A 16,275-nucleotide genomic window follows, 5' to 3' on the forward strand; every position below is an offset into this window, starting at 1 on the left:
ATTCGAGTGTCACTCGCGATCAGACCGCTGCAACAACCACAGGTTCACACCGGCGGCCGGCACCGCGATCAGCCCGGGCCCTCCATCAGCCGCTTCTGGGCAGCCAGCGGCGGCTCGTCGCCAACGGGCTCGGCGCGCGTATAGCGCCCGTCGTTGCCAAGCAGCCAGGCCTGACTGTTGTCGGCGAGGTAGAGCGCGAGTTCGCGCTGAACCCGATCATATAACGCCGGGCTGGTCACGGGAAAGCAGGTCTCCACGCGGCGGAAGAAATTGCGATCCATCCAGTCGGCGCTGGCCAGATACAGCTCCGGCGTGTCGTCGTTGGCGAAAAAGAAGACCCGCGTGTGCTCGAGGAAGCGCCCGACGATGGAACGCACCTCGATATTGTCGGATACGCCTTCCACCCCCGGGCGCAGGCAACAGATACCACGCACGATCAGCTCGATCTTCACCCCCGCCTGTGATGCGGCATACAGGGCACGAATGGCCTGCGGCTCCACCAGCGAATTCATCTTGGCGATGATATGCGCGGGCTTGCCGGCGCGGGCGTTCTCTGCCTCGCGATCGATCTTTTCGATAATCGCGCTGTGCAGTCGAAACGGCGCGTCCAGCAGGCGCTCCAGGCCCGACACCTTGCCGAGACTGGTGAGCTGCAGAAACATTTCGTGCACGTCGTTGCCCAGGGCATCGTCGCAGGAGAACAGACCGTAGTCGGTATACAGCCGCGCCGTCTTGGGATGGTAATTACCGGTGCCCAGGTGCACGTAGTTGTGCAGGCCGTCGGTTTCGCGACGCACGATCAGCGTCATCTTGGCGTGGGTCTTGTAGCCGACCACGCCGTAGACCACGTGCGCGCCCGCCGCCTGCAGACGGTTCGCCAGCTCGATGTTGTCGGCCTCGTCGAAGCGCGCGCGCAATTCGACCACCACGGTGACTTCCTTGCCGGCACGCGCGGCTTCCACCAACGCATCCACCACGGCGGAATCGGGCCCGGTGCGATACAACGTCTGCTTGATCGCCAGCACGCGCGAGTCGGAGGCGGCCCGGCGCACGAAATCGATCACCGGCAGAAACGAATCGAAGGGGTGATGCAGCAGCACGTCCGAGGCCCGGATTTCGGCGAACAGATCGCCGCTGGGCCCGAGTTCGCTGGGCAGGCGCGGCGAGAACGCCGGGTATTTGAGGTCCGGGCGATCGACCGTGTCCAGCAGGGACATCAAGCGATTGACGTTCACCGGCCCGTCGACCTGAAACAGGTCGTCCTTGGAGAGCAGGAACCGGTCGAGCAGATACTTGCACAGCGATTCCGGGCAGTTGTGGGCCACCTCCAGGCGTACACAGTCGCCATAACGGCGTGACGGCAGCTCGCCCTCGACCGCGCGCAGCAGATCGTCGACTTCTTCCTCGTCGACAAACAGGTCGGAATTACGGGTTACACGGAACTGGTAGCAGCCGCGCGTACCCATGCTCGGAAACAGATCGCCCACATGCTGATGGATGATCGACGACAGGAATACGAAATCGTGCTCGCCGCTGTCGGCTTCGACCGGCAGCTGGATCACGCGCGGCAGCGCCCGCGGGGCCTGCACCACGGCATAGTCGATCTTGCGTCCGAAGGCGTCGGTGCCATCGAGCGATACAATGAAATTCAACGACTTGTTGAGAATCCGCGGAAACGGATGGGCCGGGTCGAGCCCCAGCGGACTGATCACCGGCAACAGCTCCTCCTCGAAGAACTCGGCCAGCCATGCGCGCTGTTTCTGATTCCATTCCGAGCGCCGAAGAAAGCGGATGCCCTCTTCCTGCAGGGCCGGAATCAACTCGTTATTGAGGGTGCTGTATTGTTTGGCCACCAGTTCATGCGCGCGGGTACTGATGGCACGCAGCGCTTCACTGGGGGTGCGGTTGTCGGCCTCGATCGGCGAGTTGACCAGTTCGGCCTTCTGCTTGAGCCCGGCCACCCGCACTTCGAAGAACTCGTCCAGATTGGTCGAGGAAATACACAGGAATTTCAGCCGTTCGAGCAGCGGCACGCGCGTATCCCGTGCCTGTTCGAGCACCCGATCGTTGAATTCGAGCAGCGACAGTTCACGGTTGATAAACAGATCGGGGGCATCGAGCGTGCGCTCTGCGCCGTCCTTTACATTTGCATTCATGCGTAATCGACTCGCAGCGCTCGGCGCCGGCTGAAAAAATGGGCTTAACGGATAACAACAGTAGATGACAGTTCCATGACAGACACGTTGCTGCAACTCACGGCCTACCATATCGATGCGTTCACCCACCGTGTGTTCGAGGGCAACCCGGCCTCGGTGGTGGTGCTCGATGAATGGCTCGATGATACGACGCTCCAGGCTATCGCCGCCGAGCATAATCTGGCCGAAACCGCGTTCGTGGTGCCGGGCAGGCCCGCCCATGCCCTGCGCTGGTTCACCCCGACCTGCGAAGTCGAGCTATGCGGCCATGCCACGCTGGCCACCGCCTATGCCCTGCTGCACTGCTGCAACGGATTCAGCGCGCCGCTGCGGTTTCAGACCCGCCAGGCCGGCGAACTCGGCGTAAGCGAAAAAGACGGCATGCTGTGGCTGGACTTTCCCAGCCGCCCGGCCGAACGGCTCGCCAAGGCGCCCGTCGAGGTCGAGCAGGCCATGGGCGCGACGAGCCTGGAATGGCATGCCGGCGCCAACCATCTGGCCGTATACGACAGTGCGGCCGCGGTTGCCGCGCTCGCGCCTGATATGCGGGCACTGGCCGCCTGCAATCGACAGGATAACCGCGGCGTAATCGCCACCGCCCCCGCCGACGACGGCATACACGACTTCGTGTCGCGCTATTTCGCCCCGGCCCACGGGATCGACGAAGATCCGGTCACCGGCTCGGCACATTGCACGCTTGCGCCCTACTGGGGCGAACGCCTGGGCCGGCAGGAACTTGCCGGCCGTCAGATCTCGCAGCGCGGCGGCAGCGTACGATGCCGCCTCGACGGCGATCGCGTGCACCTGGGTGGCCAGGCCGTACGCTATGCCGAAAGCCAGATTTTCATCCCCTTCCAAGGCCGTAAAACATGACCCAATTCGCACTCGCTGCCGGCAGTCTTTATGGCCTGATCGGCGTACTGCTGGGCGCCTTCGGCGCACATGCCCTGGCCGCAAAGCTCTCGGCCGACATGCAGGCGATCTGGCATACCGCAGTCCAGTATCAGTTCTACCACGCGCTGGCGTTGCTGGCGGTCGGCGTGCTGGCACGCCAGGGCATGGCCGGCGCGAGCGTGACCACGGCCACGGTCTGCTTCGCGCTCGGCACGCTCATTTTCTCCGGCAGCCTGTACGTGCTGGCCTTTTCCGGTATTCGCTGGCTGGGCGCGATCACGCCGATCGGCGGCGTGCTGCTGATCGTGGGCTGGGCGGCGCTGCTGTGGTCGATCGTGCGAACCTAGGTCGCCGCAACGCCTGCCAGGCCGGCTAAGCCAGCTCTCGCAGGGTCCCCAGGGCCTTGTCGACATGCCGGCCGGCGGCCAGCTGGGCCTGATAGCGCAGGCGTACGATGCCCTGGCGATCGATCACGAACGTCACCCGGTTGCCGAGCACGCCCAGCGCCCGGCCCACGTCGAAGGCCTTCGACAGGCCACCGTCGTGATCGGAAACCAGGGCGAACTCGAGGCCATGCTTCTCGGCGAAGGCGCGATGGCTGGCATCGTCGTCCGCGCTGATTCCGATAACCTCGGCATCGAGGGCGTTGAATGCCTCGAGCCGGTCGCGAAAGCTGCAGGCCTGCCGGGTGCACACCGGCGTGTCGTCGCGCGGGTAGAAATAGACCACCAGCGGACGCTGACCGATCAGCGCCTCGGTATCGATCGCGCGGCCATCGTGAGCGCTGCGCTGAATGATGGGGGCGCGATCCCCCGTATCCACTTTATGGGCCATGGCAATTATCCGAACAGTGCGCGCCAGAGCACGACGGTGACGATCGAGGCGCCGGCCAGACCGAGACTGATCCCGACCATGCCGCCCCAGCGGGATTTCTTCTTCTGTTCTGCGGTTTCCTGCTCCAGCCAGCGCCGCAGTACACGCTCGTTGCGTCGATTGGCCTTCCAGGCGAAGTCGAACAGGTCGCCGACCAGCGGCACCAGCCCCACCACGAAATCCACGCCCACGTTCGCACCCATGCGCATCCATACGCGTTTGGGTGCACCCAGGCGCAGGGCCTCCACCACGATCAGGCTCGATAGACCGGTACCGACCAGATCGCCGGCGAAGGGCACGATGCCGAAAAGACCGTCCAGACCGACGCGCTTGCGAATGATCGGCAGCTCGAACGCATCGTCGAGCCACCAGGCCACCTTCTCGATCCGACTGAGACTGGCACGGCGTTTGGCAAGCAGTGTGGGCGAGACGGCATCGTTCATATATGGATAATGCGGGCCGGATATTTGCGATCATTGTATGCCGATTCCCATGAGCTTAGACGTCCGACGCCGTTTTCGGGCCAAGGAATGACATGAAGAACCTGTTCACCCTGATCCTGATCGCGCTGGTCGCCTTCGTTGGCTACGCCTTGTTCTGGCCAAGCGATTTCATGCCTCAGCCCTGGACGGTGGCACCGGCGACCACCGGCGCCGCACCGGTGCGAAGTGCGCCACTGGCCCAGGCCGAACGCCTGGGCGAAGGCACCGCCGTCGGCCCGGAAGATGTTGCCGTCGACAACCAGGGGCGGCTGTATGCCGGTTACGAGGACGGCACGATCCGCCGGTTCGACCCGGACGGGGGCAACGGCGAGGTATTCGCCACCACCAACGGCCGGCCGCTCGGGCTGGCCTTCAGCGACAAGCCCGTAGCGCCCGCCGATGACGAGCCAAAGAAAGAACCCACCGCTACGACAGCACAGGCGCAGCCGGCCGAACAGCAGCCGCCGCAGACGCTGGTCGTGGCCGATGCCGACAAGGGGCTGCTCGCGATCAACCCCGCCGGCGATATCACGATCCTGGCCAGCGGCGCCGAAGGCCGCCCTTTCAAGTTCACCGATGATGTCGATGTAGGGCGCGACGGCACGATCTACTTCACCGATGCCTCGAGCAAATACGACCGCCACGCCTATCGCAGCGATATCCTTGAGCACGGCGGCCACGGCCGTCTGATGGAATACGACCCGGCCACCGGCACGGTGACTGTGCTGCTGGGCGGGCTTCAGTTCGCCAACGGCGTGGCCGTAAGCGCCGACGATGCCTACGTGCTGGTCACCGAAACCGGCAGCTATCGCGTGCTGCGTTACTGGCTGAGCGGTGACAAGGCTGGCCAGAGCGATATCTTCATCGACCGGCTGCCCGGCTTTCCCGACGGCGTTTCCCATGGCCTGGACAGCGATACCTTCTGGGTGGCGCTATTCGCCCCGCGCAACCGCCTGCTGGACTTCACCGCCGACAAGCCCTGGCTACGACGCATCATCTTCCATCTGCCCCGTGCGCTGCAGCCGGAGCCCGCGCATATCGCCGGGGTGATGGGCATCAAGCCCAATGGCACCGTGGTGACCGATCTACGTGACGACCGTGAAGGCGCCTTTGCCCCGATCACCAGCGTCGAAGAACAGGGCAATACACTTTACCTGGGTAGCCTGAGCGCCGATGCTTTCGCTCGGATGCCGCGACCGACCCCCGAAACCACGCCATGAGTTCGAGTCTGGAAAAGGCACTGATCGACTTGCGCGAGGCCCGGGAACGGCTCGCCCAGCGCAGCGATCCGGCCTTCGACGCCCGCCTCGAGGCGCTACGCCAATGGCAGTCCGAACGCGCGGCCGCGCTGCACCGGCCACTGGCCGAACGCTATGAGGGCGAACAGCTGCTGCACTTTCTGACCCGCAGCTTCTATCTCGAGGCTGACTGGTCCGAGCTCACCACCGACCCGGCCAAGATCGCCTCGCGTATCGGGCGCATCATCGATGACGCCCGGCCGCTGGTGATCGCCGTACGCCTGCAGCACACCGCCGACCACCTCGACGCCGAGATGGCCGAAGCGCTCGAGGCCCGGGCGCCGGGTCGAGCGATCACGCCGACCGGCTACGTGCGAGCCTTTCGCGAGGTCGGTCAGTTCGACGTGCGCGAACAACAGATCGGCTGGGTGCGCGAACTGGTGGACCTGCTCGGCGGCTTTGCCGACAACCGCGCGGCCTACTGGGCATTCAAGCTGGCCGGGTCGCCCGCCAAGGCCTTGGGCATGGGCCAGACCTATGGCCTGCTGGCAGAGGGTTTTGCCGCCATGCGCAGTACCCGCGACCTGGAAACAGCGACGCGCGAAGTGGTGACCGTTCAGCGTCGCGAGCTCGACCGCCTGACCGGGCGCGGCGCGGCCCGCCGCTGATTGCGCCCGGCTGCGCCTTGACGCATTCTCACTGCAAAGCCATTACCGCAGGATCCCGATGACCATCACCATTTCCGACGCCAGCCTGGTACCGATCGTTTCTCTCGCGGCGGGCATCGCCATTCTCGTCGTGCCGCGCCTGCTCAACTACATCGTCGCCGGCTACCTGATTCTGATCGGCGTGCTGGGGATCGTGAACTTCTAGGAAAGCTCTGCATAACCTGTCGCGGTCGCGCCGGCGCTAGAGCATGCCCACCTGAAGCTTGGCGGCATCGCTCATCATTTCCATCGTCCACGGCGGGTCGAACACGAGTTCGACGCGCACCTGGGCGATGGTGGGCACCATCTTCACCTTGTTACGCACGTCGTCGACGAGGATATCGCCCATGCCGCAGCCCGGCGCGGTGAGGGTCATATCGATATCGACCACCCGCGCCTGCGGATCGCTGTGATCGAAATCGCACTGATAGACCAGGCCAAGATCGACGAGGTTGATGGGGATTTCCGGGTCGAACACGGTTCGCATCTGTTCCCAGACCATGGCTTCGACATCGTCGTTGCCAGCGCCTTCGGGCAGGCGTAGCGGTTCCGGCGGCTCCTGGCCGATGGCGTCGGCGTTTTCCCCGGCAATACGAATCAGATTGCCGGCGATATAGACGGTGAACGAGCCGCCCAGCGCCTGGGTGATATTGCCGTGGGTACCCACCGGAATTTCGACCGTGTCGCCGGCCGGGATCAGCACCGCCTCACAGTCACGCTGGAAGGTTACGGGTTCATTGGAGGGCATCTGCATGGCGCGATACCTGCGTTGATGTATATCAACATAGTCTACCAACCGCGCTGTTAACTGTCCGAAGGCCTTTAGCGGCCATGCTCTGATACGATTGCCCCCATGAAGAAATCACTGCTTGTTGTTGCCCACGGCAGCCGCCGCCAGGCCTCTAATGACGAAGTGCGCGCGCTCACCGAACGCGTGCGTGCCGAGTCCAACGAACGCTTCGCGGCTATCGAATGCGCCTTTCTGGAACTGGCCGAGCCCTCCATTCCGGATGGGCTCGCGCGCCTGATCGCCGACGGCGCCGCGCATATCACCGTGCTGCCCTACTTCCTGTCGGCCGGGCGTCATGTGGCCGAAGACATCCCCGAAGAGGTCGAGGGCGTTCAGGCCGCCCACCCCGACGTGCATATCGAGATCGCGCCGTATCTGGGCACCTCTGAAGTCATGCCGCGGCTGCTGCTGACCATGCTGGGCGACAGCGCGGCGGCGAGCGCCTGATGATGGAGCGTATCGCCGACAGCCGTCGCTTCTGGCTCGCGCTCAACCTGTTGCTGCTGGTACTGCACTGCTTTGGCGTCTACTGCTACGTGATCGGCGGCTTTGCCCATCCGGTCACCCAGCTGTGGGCGATCGTGCTGTTGATCCATATCCTGGAATTCCCGCTGGCCTTCATCGCGGTTCAGGGACGCAGGGTGGGCTGGGGCACGACCATCATGGCCACCCTGATCTTCGGCTTTACCTGGTGGGTCCCGGCTCGACGCGGTGTCTTTCATGCGTGAGTCGTTCAATGCCACCCGCGCTGCACTGGTCTGCGGCATCGCGGTGGCGCTTGTTTCGCTGACCGGGGCGGTGTTTCCGCCCGGGGCCTGGTACGAACAGCTCAACCAGCCCGCCGGCACGCCGCCCGATATCGCCTTCCCGATCGCCTGGACGCTGCTCTATATCGCCATGGCGGTGGCTGCGTGGCGCATCTGGCGTGCTGCCGGCATCGGCCGCGCGTTGGCGCTGTTCGCAGCCCAGCTGCTGCTCAACGCGCTATGGATGCCGGTGGCCTTCGGTGCCCATGCCCTGGCCTGGGCGTTGCTCGTGATCGTCGCGCTCTGGCTGGTGCTGGCTGCCACGCTGGCAGCGTTCTGGCGTATCGACCGGTTTGCCGGCGTGCTGCTCGTGCCTTATCTGGCCTGGGTCAGCTATGCCGTCTATCTCAATGCCGGCCTGCTGTGGCTGAACTGGAACAGTCTGTAACCCCTGATCGCGTCGGTTTATTCACCTAGGAGTTGTTCATGGCCTTTGTCGACAAATACGGCCCCTGGGCTCTGATTACCGGCGCATCGGCCGGCATCGGCGCGGAGTTCGCCCGCCAGATCGCCGCAAAGGGCATCAACGTGGCCCTGGTCGCACGCCGCCGCGAGCGCCTGGAAGCACTGGGCGCGGAACTGGAGTCCGAATACGGCGTGCGTTCGTTGGCCATCGCGGCCGACCTGTGCGCCGACGATTTTCTGAGCACGATCACCGAAGCACTCGGCACCCGCCACGTCGGCCTGCTGGTCAACAATGCCGGCTCGGGCATGACCGGCGAATTCCTCGATCACGATCTGGACACCGAGCTGCAGATGCTCGCGCTGAACTGCCGCGCGCCGCTGGTACTGGCCCATCACTTCGGCCGGCGAATGCGCGACGATCGCCGCGGCGGCATCATCATGCTGGCCTCGGTGGCCGGCATCGTACCCACGCCGATGTTCTCCAACTACAGCGCCACCAAGGCCTGGAACCGCTTTCTGGGCGAAGGCCTGCACGAAGAGCTGGCCCGCGACGGGGTGGACGTCGTATCCCTCTGCCCGGGCCTGACCCAGAGCGAGTTCTTCGACCATGCCAACGTCGACCCCAGCAACTGGCCGGCGCCCATGCGGGCGACGATCATGAGCGCTCAGGACGTGGTCAAGGCCGCGCTGAAAGGGCTGGGCAAGCACTCGCAGGTGGTGCCCGGCCTGTCGTATCGCATGCTCATGCGCCTGTCGCGGCTGTCGCCCGGTTCGCTCACGCCGTGGATGATCGACCGCGTCATGCGCCTGGCGCTGCCCAAGAGCGACAACGCACGCTAAAAGCCGTCTAAAGGAGCCATCACATGGCCGATCTGAAGGACAAGACCCTGTTCATTTCCGGCGCCTCGCGGGGCATCGGTCTGGCGATCGCCGTGCGCGCGGCCGCCGACGGGGCCAACGTGGCCATTGCGGCCAAGACCGATACCCCGCATCCGAAGCTGCCGGGCACGATCCATACCGCGGCCGAACAAATCGAGGCTGCGGGCGGCAAGGCACTGCCGATCGTCTGCGATATCCGCGACGAGGATCAGGTTGAGGCCGCGGTGAAAAAGACCGCCGACCAGTTCGGCGGGATCGATATCTGCGTGAACAACGCCAGCGCGATCTCGCTGACCGGCACCGAAGAGACGCCGATGAAGCGCTACGATCTGATGAACCAGATCAATGCCCGCGGCACCTATCTGGTCAGCCAGAAATGCATTCCCTATCTGAAGGAATCGCAGAAGAAAGGCAACAACCCCCATGTGCTCATGCTCTCGCCGCCGCTGGACATGAAGCCGAAATGGTTCGGCCCGCATGTGGCCTACTCGATTGCCAAATACGGCATGAGCCTGTGCGTGCTTGGTATGGCCGAGGAATTTGCCGAAGACGGCATCGCATTCAACGCCCTGTGGCCGCGTACCGGCATCGCCACCGCCGCGATCAACCTCATCGGCGGCGATGAGATGATGGCGCATTGTCGCAAGCCCGAGATCATGGCCGACGCCGCCCACATCATCCTGACCAAGAACAGCCGCGACTTCACCGGCCGGTTCTGCATGGACGACGTGCTGCTGCACGAACACGGCGTCAACGACTTCGACCAATACGCCGTCGACCCGAGCAAGGAACTCTGGCCCGATTTCTTCGTGCCGGACGACGTACCGCCGCCGCCCGGCTCCATGGGCAATCGCACCGACTGACCGGGCACGCCTCGCAAACAACACATAGCTTCTGCGCTGTTTGCCTTGGGTAAAATAGAGGCATGACCGCTACGAAAAAACGCGATTACATTACCCGGTCCGGTTGGCAGCGACTGTCGGACGAACTGGATTATCTCTGGCGCGAAAAGCGCCCGCATGTGACCCGCGAACTATCGGCAGCGGCCGCTGAGGGTGATCGCTCGGAAAACGCCGAGTACATCTATCGCAAGAAGGAGCTGCGCGAGATCGATCGGCGGGTACGCTATCTCGGCAAGCGCCTGGATGAGCTGACCGTGGTCGAGAGCACCCCGGACGATCCGGACAAGGTGTTCTTCGGCGCCTGGATCGACGTGGTGGACGAGGATGACAGCCGCCATCGATACCGTATCGTCGGGGCTGACGAAACCGAGGCCGCCACGGGTGCCATCAGCCTGAATTCGCCGGTGGCCCGTGCGCTGATCGGCAAGCGTCTTGGCGATATCGTGGATATCACGCTACCCCAGGGCCGGCGTGAACTCGAGATTCTGGCGATTCACTACGCCCCGCCCGCCGACTGAACCACGCGGGCAGCCGTCGGTGTAGGATGCACCGATTATGACCGGATTCTTTACCCTGGAAGCCGACAGCGTATTGCGCGATCGCGCCTTCATGCTGTTGCTGCTCGGCCGCGTGACCGCGACGCTGGCCACCCAGATTCAGTCGGTCGTGGTGGGCTGGCAGCTGTATGCCATGACCCGCGATCCGCTCACCCTGGGGTGGGTGGGCCTGGCCCAGTTTCTGCCCATGGCGCTGCTGGTTCTGCCCGCCGGCGATGCCGCCGATCGACTGCCGCGGCGATTGATTCTTACCGCGAGCTGGCTGGTTCAGGCGGTGGCAGGCGTATTGTTCCTCGTACTGACCCTGTCCGGTACCGAATCGCCGGTCGGTTTTTTTGCCGTTCTGGTGTTGTTCGGCATGGCCCGCGCGTTCGCCGGGCCGGGCATGCAGTCGCTGCTGCCGCAGGTGGTGGGCGAACGCCGCCTGCCCAAGGCGATCGCATGGAATTCGTCGGCGTTTCAGGTGGCGGTGATCGGCGGCCCGGCGCTGGGCGGCGGCGTGTATCTGGCCGGCCCGGCGTTTGCCTATGGCCTGTGTGCGGCGCTGTTTGCCAGCGCGGCAGTCGCGATCGCCTCGATCCAGCGGCGGCTGCCGGTTCGTGCCGATACCAGCCGGGCTAGTGCCTTTGCGCGTTTTACTGCGGGCATTGTCTATGTGCGCACCCGGCCGATCATTCTGGGGGCGATCTCGCTGGATCTGTTTGCGGTGCTGCTGGGCGGCGCAACGGCCCTGCTACCGGTGTACGCGCACGAAATTCTGCACGTGGGGCCGGCCGGACTCGGCCTGCTGCGCAGCGCGGTGGCGATCGGCGCGTTTTCGATGGGTATCTATCTGGGGCGTAACGCGCTCGAGCGACGGGCCGGCGCGATCATGTTCGCCGCCGTCGCGGTTTTCGGTGTAGCAACGATCGTGTTCGGCGTGTCGACGAGCTTCGTGCTCTCGTTCGTTGCGCTGATGGTGATGGGCGCGGCGGACATGATCAGCGTGTTCGTGCGCTCGTCGTTGATCCAGCTCGCCACGCCGGATGCGATGCGGGGTCGGGTGAACGCGGTGAACATGCTGTTCATCGGCGCCTCCAATGAGCTCGGGGAATTCGAATCCGGCGTCACCGCGGCGTTGTTCGGCACCGTGGGCGCGGTGGTGCTCGGCGGTGTGGGCACGCTCGCCGTGGTCGGCATCTGGATGGCGCTGTTCCCCGCGCTGCGACGCGTGGACCGCTTGAACGATGTGGCGACCCGCGCGCCGGGCTAGCCGCCCGCGCCGCGCCTGACCGGCGTATCGACGGGCTCGGCGAGCCCTTCGGCGCGGGCTTTTTCCAGCCTGGGCTCGGCCGCTGGCCTATCGCCGTTGTCGCTCGCCGAGGTCGAGCGCTGCGTATCTGCCTGCTCCGGGCGTACGTGCACGGTGGCCGACAGGCCGACGGTCAGTACGCGCATGTCCGGCCGGGAATTGAAGGCGATGGTCACCGGCACGCGTTGGGCCAGCCGCACCCACTGAAATACCGGATCGACGTTGGGCAGATTGCGCTCGCCGGGCGCGTTGTTGGCGACGGCGATACCGCGGCCGATGCTGGCCACGTGCCCGCGCAGCCGCTCGGGACTGGCCATGAGATCGATATCCACCGGATCGCCGATATCGATATGCGAGAGCTTGGTTTCCTCGAAATACGCGGTCACCCGAAAGGTGTCGGCGTTGACCAGCGTCATCATCGACTGGCCCTGGGTGGCATAGTCGCCTTCGTCGAGCAGCAGATGGGTAACATAGCCGTCGACCGGCGAGCGCACCGTGGCCCAGTCCAGATCCTGTTTTGCCTGGGCAAGACGGGCCTCGGCCTGACTGACGGAAGCAGAAGCGGAGGCCGCTTCCGATTCGGCCTGCTGCAGGTCCTGGGTGGAGATACCGCCGCGCGGCAGGCGTTCCAGCCGGCGCGCGTTGCGCGTGGCAAAGCTTTCCTGGGCCTTGGCCTGCGCCAGTGCTGCCTTAGCTTCGGCGACCGCGTTTTCAAAACGTACCGGCTCGATCGCGAACAGCAGATCGCCCTTGTGCACATAGCTGTCGTCGGCCACGGCAACCCGACCCACGGTGCCCGAGACTTCCGGTGCAATATTGACCACGTTCGCCTGTACACGCGCATCCCGCGTCCACGGGGCATACACATAGTGCTGCCAGGCGAACCAGCCCAGCAGCACCGCGATCGCCACCACGGTTAGCGTAGCAATGACGCGCAGCGTGACCGCTAAAACTCGCTTCGAATTCGCCATTCAGGACAACCTTGGATAAACGTCGTTATACCGTGTCGGCCGACTCGTCTTCATGGCCCGAACACCAGCATGAGGCTGGCAAGCAGGATGATGAAAAACGCCGCACCGGCCAGGGCCGGATGCCAGAAGAGCCGGTGTGCGCGACTGCGCAGCAGCAGCGGTTGAATCAGTAGATAGATCAGGCCGGTCGCAGCGAGAAACGCCAGAAACAGCGGCAGGTAAATGCCACCGAACGCAATCTGTTCAGACAACACGGTCGGCCTCCCCCAGGCGAATGGCTGTGCCATCGGCATTCTCGCGCGCCAGGCCATAGTCGGCCAGCGCGGCGGCGACCAGCTCTGCGGCCACTGCGGCACGCACGCCGTGACGTAGTCGAAGCCGCGGGGTGAACGACAGCGCCTGGGTGAGCATCTGCCGAGCCAGCGCGTTGGTTCGCGTCTGCATGGCAAAGACATCCTTCACCGGCGGGTAGCCGTGGGCGAACATGCGCTCGAGTTCGGCCAGTTCGTCGTGCACGGCCTGTTGAATCTCCGGATCGAACTCGGCGCGCGTGGTCAATACGCGCAGCGAGCGGGCCTCGATGCCCATATTGACCGCCGAGAATGCCGCCTGGCGGGCGCTGACATGGGTGCGGCCCTGGTCGGCGGCTACCGGTAGTCGCAGCAGGCGGTCGTATACGCGTGTTTCAAAACGTTCTCGCGAGCCGGTGAACCCTTTCGCCAGCTCACCGAACATGCCGGCCAGGCGCTCACGCAACAGATCGCGCGGCGTGACCGGCAGGATGATCGCGAATGCCGCCAGCGCGAGAACCACGGCCAGTTCGGCGCCCATGAATGCCTCGGCAAAACTCACGAAATCCTGTCGCGCGCCGTTGGCCGGATTCACCAACAGCGCAAACTGCACCAGGCTGATACGTCCGATCAGTGCCCATTGCGGCGTGGCCATGGCCAGGCTGGCCACGAACACGAAAGGCATCAGCACGACCATCAGCATCACGAAACCGTTGACCGCGGGCAGCAAGGCGAAATTCGCGATGAATGCGGCCACCCCGGCACATAGCCCGCCGATTCCGAAGCCCTTGGCACCGCCCGCCGGGTCGTCGCCGAGAGCGAACAGGGTGGTGAGCACGGCCAGCAGCACCATCATGCCGCTTAGCGCCGGTTCGTCGTGGGTTGCCCAGATGGCGGCCCCCACCGCGATCGCGGTGGCTGCGCGCGCTGTGGTGCGCAACGATTCGCGCAGCGACACCGTGGTCGCGAACTCGGTGCGTCGCGGCGTGTTACGCGCGCTCTTCTTTTCCGCCAGCAGCAGGCCATGCTTGATGACGGCCGCGCGCATGCGGTTCGCGAGATCCAGCGCCCGTGTGATGATCACCCAGTCGACCAGCGAGCGTTTGCGATCGTTCTGTCGGTCGGCGCGCGCATTCATTAGGACCGCGTTATATGCCTTGCTGAAGGCCAGCTTGATCGACGAGGTGTCGTTCGGATCCTTTTCGAGCAGCGCCGCGGCCTCGTCGAGGCGTTGTAATGGCGTTCGGTCGATACGATCCCCGAACTTGCCCAGGTAGACCTGCAGCGAAGCCATCGCGCTGACCAGCGACAACAGCTCGTAGTCGAGCCGGCGCGCCAGGCGGTCGTACTCGGCAAAGGCGGGCTCGTCATAGCGCGCGTATTGGCGGGTCTGTTCCAGCGCCAGCGTCTTGTTGACCAGTTCGTGGAGTTCCGGGTGCGGTGTGTTGGGATCGCCGGGGTCACCATGCTGGGCATCGCTCGCCTCAGGGTTGCGATCAATCCGGCGAAACTGAGCACCCATGGCCTTGAGCGCATCGATCCGCGCGGCTCGGTATTTACGTGCCGTGATACCAGGCGCGAGCAACACGCTTACGAAAGCGGCGACCACGGCCGCAAGCGCGGTTTCGGCCGTACGCGCCACCGCCACCGAGAATACCGTCGACGGGTCTGACATCGCCCGGACGCCCACGATCATCGTGACATAGCCCGCCAGCACGAAGCCGTAGGACATATTGTTTCGAAACAGGCTCGCACAGAAGACCATCAACCCGACCCAGAGGACCAGGCTGGTGCAGAACAAGGTGTAGCTCTGAGCGAAAAGCGCGATCAGGGTGATCGATACGATGCCGGCAACAAACGTCCCGAGCAGGCGCGAAAACGCCCGCACCACCAGAAAGCCCGGCAGCGGCTGGATGAGGATCGCGACGTTGATGAACGCCCAGTAGGCGTTATCGAGCTGCAGCCAGAACGCGAGATAGAGCACCAACGCAACGGATATACAGCAACGAATCGCGAACGACAGGTTTTCGGCGCTCGGCGCCAGTAGCCAGGCCAGTCGATTCATCTATGTATTGTACAACCATATTGGCCACAGCCATAGCGCTGCGAGCTTGTCCTGTGCGGGTCGACCTTGGCGATTCGCTCGCTGGGGGAGTCGTGATGCCGCCGGCCGATTGTCGTCGTCGCGACACCGCCACAAGCCGCCCCGGCAAAACCACCACATGCCGGCGCGTAGATTTTGAGGCTGCCGAAATCCGCATCGCATGCGCTTTTGGGCAGACGACGTATGCGACACAAACTCTGAGCCTGAAAGGCCGGGCACGACTCGCGCGTTGGACAGTTCGAAACCGCCTACTCGAACGACGCGCAAACAACGGACATAAAAAAAGCCCCGAGCTGATGCTCGGGGCTTTCTATTAAGAGCCTGGCGGTGACCTACTCTCGCACGGGGAGACCCCGCACTACCATCGGCGCTGAGTAGTTTCACTTCCGAGTTCGGAATGGGATCGGGTGGTTCCTACTCGCTATGGCCGCCAGGCAAACTGGAAACAATCTATATGCAATCGAACACTGCTATGTATAGGCACGTAAAAGCGCTTGAGCGTTATATGACCAAGCCTCACGGGCAATTAGTACCAGTAAGCTGAACACGTTGCCGTGCTTACACATCTGGCCTATCAACGTCCTCGTCTTGGACGACCCTTAAGAGCCCTCAAGGGGCTAGCGAGATCTCATCTTGAGGTGGGCTTCGCGCTTAGATGCTTTCAGCGCTTATCCCTTCCGCACGTAGCTACCCGGCAATGCCACTGGCGTGACAACCGGAACACCAGAGGTGCGTCCATCCCGGTCCTCTCGTACTAAGGACAGATCCTCTCAAATCTCGAACGCCTACGGCAGATAGGGACCGAACTGTCTCACGACGTTCTAAACCCAGCTCGCGTACCACTTTAAATGGCGAACAGCCATACCCTTGGGACCTGCTTCAGCCCCAGGA

At 64.0% G+C, this 16,275-nt stretch carries 19 protein-coding genes and 2 rRNA genes; 12 read left to right on the plus strand and 9 right to left on the minus strand.

The window, feature by feature from the left end:
• Positions 1-68 precede the first annotated feature (68 nt).
• Complete coding sequence (gene ppk1, locus CMN27_RS00530; RefSeq protein WP_293623441.1) at positions 69-2,156, minus strand: polyphosphate kinase 1; 2,088 nt, start codon at positions 2,154-2,156, stop codon at positions 69-71.
• 75 nt (positions 2,157-2,231) lie between these two features.
• Between ppk1 and CMN27_RS00535 the strand changes: the two genes are divergently transcribed.
• A complete protein-coding gene (locus tag CMN27_RS00535) occupies positions 2,232-3,068 on the plus strand; it encodes a PhzF family phenazine biosynthesis protein (protein WP_293623442.1) in 837 nt (278 codons plus the stop codon).
• Positions 3,065-3,436, plus strand: coding sequence for a DUF423 domain-containing protein (locus CMN27_RS00540; RefSeq protein WP_293623443.1), 372 nt, complete (start codon positions 3,065-3,067; stop codon positions 3,434-3,436). The genes CMN27_RS00535 and CMN27_RS00540 overlap by 4 nt, the downstream gene beginning before the upstream one ends.
• A gap of 25 nt (positions 3,437-3,461) precedes the next feature.
• Here CMN27_RS00540 and CMN27_RS00545 read toward each other — a convergent pair whose 3' ends face one another.
• The gene (locus tag CMN27_RS00545) at positions 3,462-3,923 is read right to left on the minus strand and encodes a peroxiredoxin (protein WP_293623444.1); all 462 of its coding nucleotides are present in this window, start codon (positions 3,921-3,923) and stop codon (positions 3,462-3,464) included.
• A 5-nt stretch (positions 3,924-3,928) separates the two neighbouring features.
• Entirely contained in the window at positions 3,929-4,405 is a 477-nt protein-coding gene (locus tag CMN27_RS00550; RefSeq protein ID WP_293623445.1) for a DUF4112 domain-containing protein, read from the minus strand.
• A 92-nt stretch (positions 4,406-4,497) separates the two neighbouring features.
• Between CMN27_RS00550 and CMN27_RS00555 the strand changes: the two genes are divergently transcribed.
• The 3 genes from CMN27_RS00555 to CMN27_RS00565 are packed head-to-tail and all read left to right on the plus strand — an operon-like array spanning position 4,498 to position 6,555.
• Entirely contained in the window at positions 4,498-5,664 is a 1,167-nt protein-coding gene (locus CMN27_RS00555; RefSeq protein ID WP_293623446.1) for an SMP-30/gluconolactonase/LRE family protein, read from the plus strand.
• Positions 5,661-6,350 (plus strand): hypothetical protein, encoded by a 690-nt coding sequence (locus CMN27_RS00560; RefSeq protein WP_293623447.1) that lies wholly within the window; start codon positions 5,661-5,663, stop codon positions 6,348-6,350. The genes CMN27_RS00555 and CMN27_RS00560 overlap by 4 nt, the downstream gene beginning before the upstream one ends.
• A gap of 58 nt (positions 6,351-6,408) precedes the next feature.
• The gene (locus CMN27_RS00565; RefSeq protein ID WP_293623448.1) at positions 6,409-6,555 is read left to right on the plus strand and encodes a DUF3096 domain-containing protein; all 147 of its coding nucleotides are present in this window, start codon (positions 6,409-6,411) and stop codon (positions 6,553-6,555) included.
• Between the two features lie 36 nt (positions 6,556-6,591).
• Here CMN27_RS00565 and sufT read toward each other — a convergent pair whose 3' ends face one another.
• Positions 6,592-7,143: a putative Fe-S cluster assembly protein SufT gene (gene sufT / locus CMN27_RS00570; RefSeq protein WP_293623449.1), complete on the minus strand. Its 552-nt coding sequence runs from the start codon at positions 7,141-7,143 to the stop codon at positions 6,592-6,594.
• Between the two features lie 99 nt (positions 7,144-7,242).
• Here sufT and CMN27_RS00575 point away from each other — a divergent pair, with 99 nt between their 5' ends.
• From CMN27_RS00575 to CMN27_RS00605, 7 genes are all read left to right on the plus strand, one after another.
• On the plus strand, positions 7,243-7,626 hold the full coding sequence (locus CMN27_RS00575) for a CbiX/SirB N-terminal domain-containing protein (protein WP_293623450.1): 384 nt from the start codon (positions 7,243-7,245) through the stop codon (positions 7,624-7,626).
• Complete coding sequence (locus tag CMN27_RS00580) at positions 7,626-7,907, plus strand: hypothetical protein (protein WP_293623451.1); 282 nt, start codon at positions 7,626-7,628, stop codon at positions 7,905-7,907. The genes CMN27_RS00575 and CMN27_RS00580 overlap by 1 nt, the downstream gene beginning before the upstream one ends.
• The gene (locus CMN27_RS00585; protein ID WP_293623452.1) at positions 7,900-8,373 is read left to right on the plus strand and encodes a TspO/MBR family protein; all 474 of its coding nucleotides are present in this window, start codon (positions 7,900-7,902) and stop codon (positions 8,371-8,373) included. The genes CMN27_RS00580 and CMN27_RS00585 overlap by 8 nt, the downstream gene beginning before the upstream one ends.
• 38 nt (positions 8,374-8,411) lie before the next feature.
• Entirely contained in the window at positions 8,412-9,230 is an 819-nt protein-coding gene (locus tag CMN27_RS00590) for an SDR family NAD(P)-dependent oxidoreductase (RefSeq protein WP_293623453.1), read from the plus strand.
• A gap of 23 nt (positions 9,231-9,253) precedes the next feature.
• A complete protein-coding gene (locus tag CMN27_RS00595) occupies positions 9,254-10,132 on the plus strand; it encodes an NAD(P)-dependent oxidoreductase (RefSeq protein WP_293623454.1) in 879 nt (292 codons plus the stop codon).
• Between the two features lie 62 nt (positions 10,133-10,194).
• Positions 10,195-10,689, plus strand: coding sequence for a transcription elongation factor GreB (greB, locus tag CMN27_RS00600; RefSeq protein WP_293623455.1), 495 nt, complete (start codon positions 10,195-10,197; stop codon positions 10,687-10,689).
• Between the two features lie 37 nt (positions 10,690-10,726).
• The gene (locus CMN27_RS00605; protein WP_293623456.1) at positions 10,727-11,980 is read left to right on the plus strand and encodes an MFS transporter; all 1,254 of its coding nucleotides are present in this window, start codon (positions 10,727-10,729) and stop codon (positions 11,978-11,980) included.
• Here the strand turns inward: CMN27_RS00605 and CMN27_RS00610 are convergent.
• The 5 genes from CMN27_RS00610 to CMN27_RS00630 all read right to left on the minus strand — a co-directional run.
• Positions 11,977-12,990: an HlyD family secretion protein gene (locus CMN27_RS00610; RefSeq protein WP_293623457.1), complete on the minus strand. Its 1,014-nt coding sequence runs from the start codon at positions 12,988-12,990 to the stop codon at positions 11,977-11,979. The two genes, CMN27_RS00605 and CMN27_RS00610, sit on opposite strands and share 4 nt — an antisense overlap.
• Before the next feature lie 50 nt (positions 12,991-13,040).
• Positions 13,041-13,244, minus strand: a complete 204-nt coding sequence (locus CMN27_RS00615; RefSeq protein ID WP_366515372.1) for a DUF1656 domain-containing protein — start codon at positions 13,242-13,244, stop codon at positions 13,041-13,043.
• Positions 13,234-15,345, minus strand: coding sequence for an FUSC family protein (locus CMN27_RS00620; RefSeq protein ID WP_293623459.1), 2,112 nt, complete (start codon positions 15,343-15,345; stop codon positions 13,234-13,236). The genes CMN27_RS00615 and CMN27_RS00620 overlap by 11 nt, the downstream gene beginning before the upstream one ends.
• Before the next feature lie 358 nt (positions 15,346-15,703).
• A 5S ribosomal RNA gene (gene rrf / locus CMN27_RS00625) occupies positions 15,704-15,819 on the minus strand.
• A gap of 70 nt (positions 15,820-15,889) precedes the next feature.
• Positions 15,890-16,275: ribosomal RNA gene (locus tag CMN27_RS00630) — 23S ribosomal RNA — on the minus strand; the annotation flags it as partial.

This window comes from Salinisphaera sp., from assembly GCF_002729955.1.
In the GTDB taxonomy this organism is placed as follows: Bacteria; Pseudomonadota; Gammaproteobacteria; order Nevskiales; family Salinisphaeraceae; genus Salinisphaera.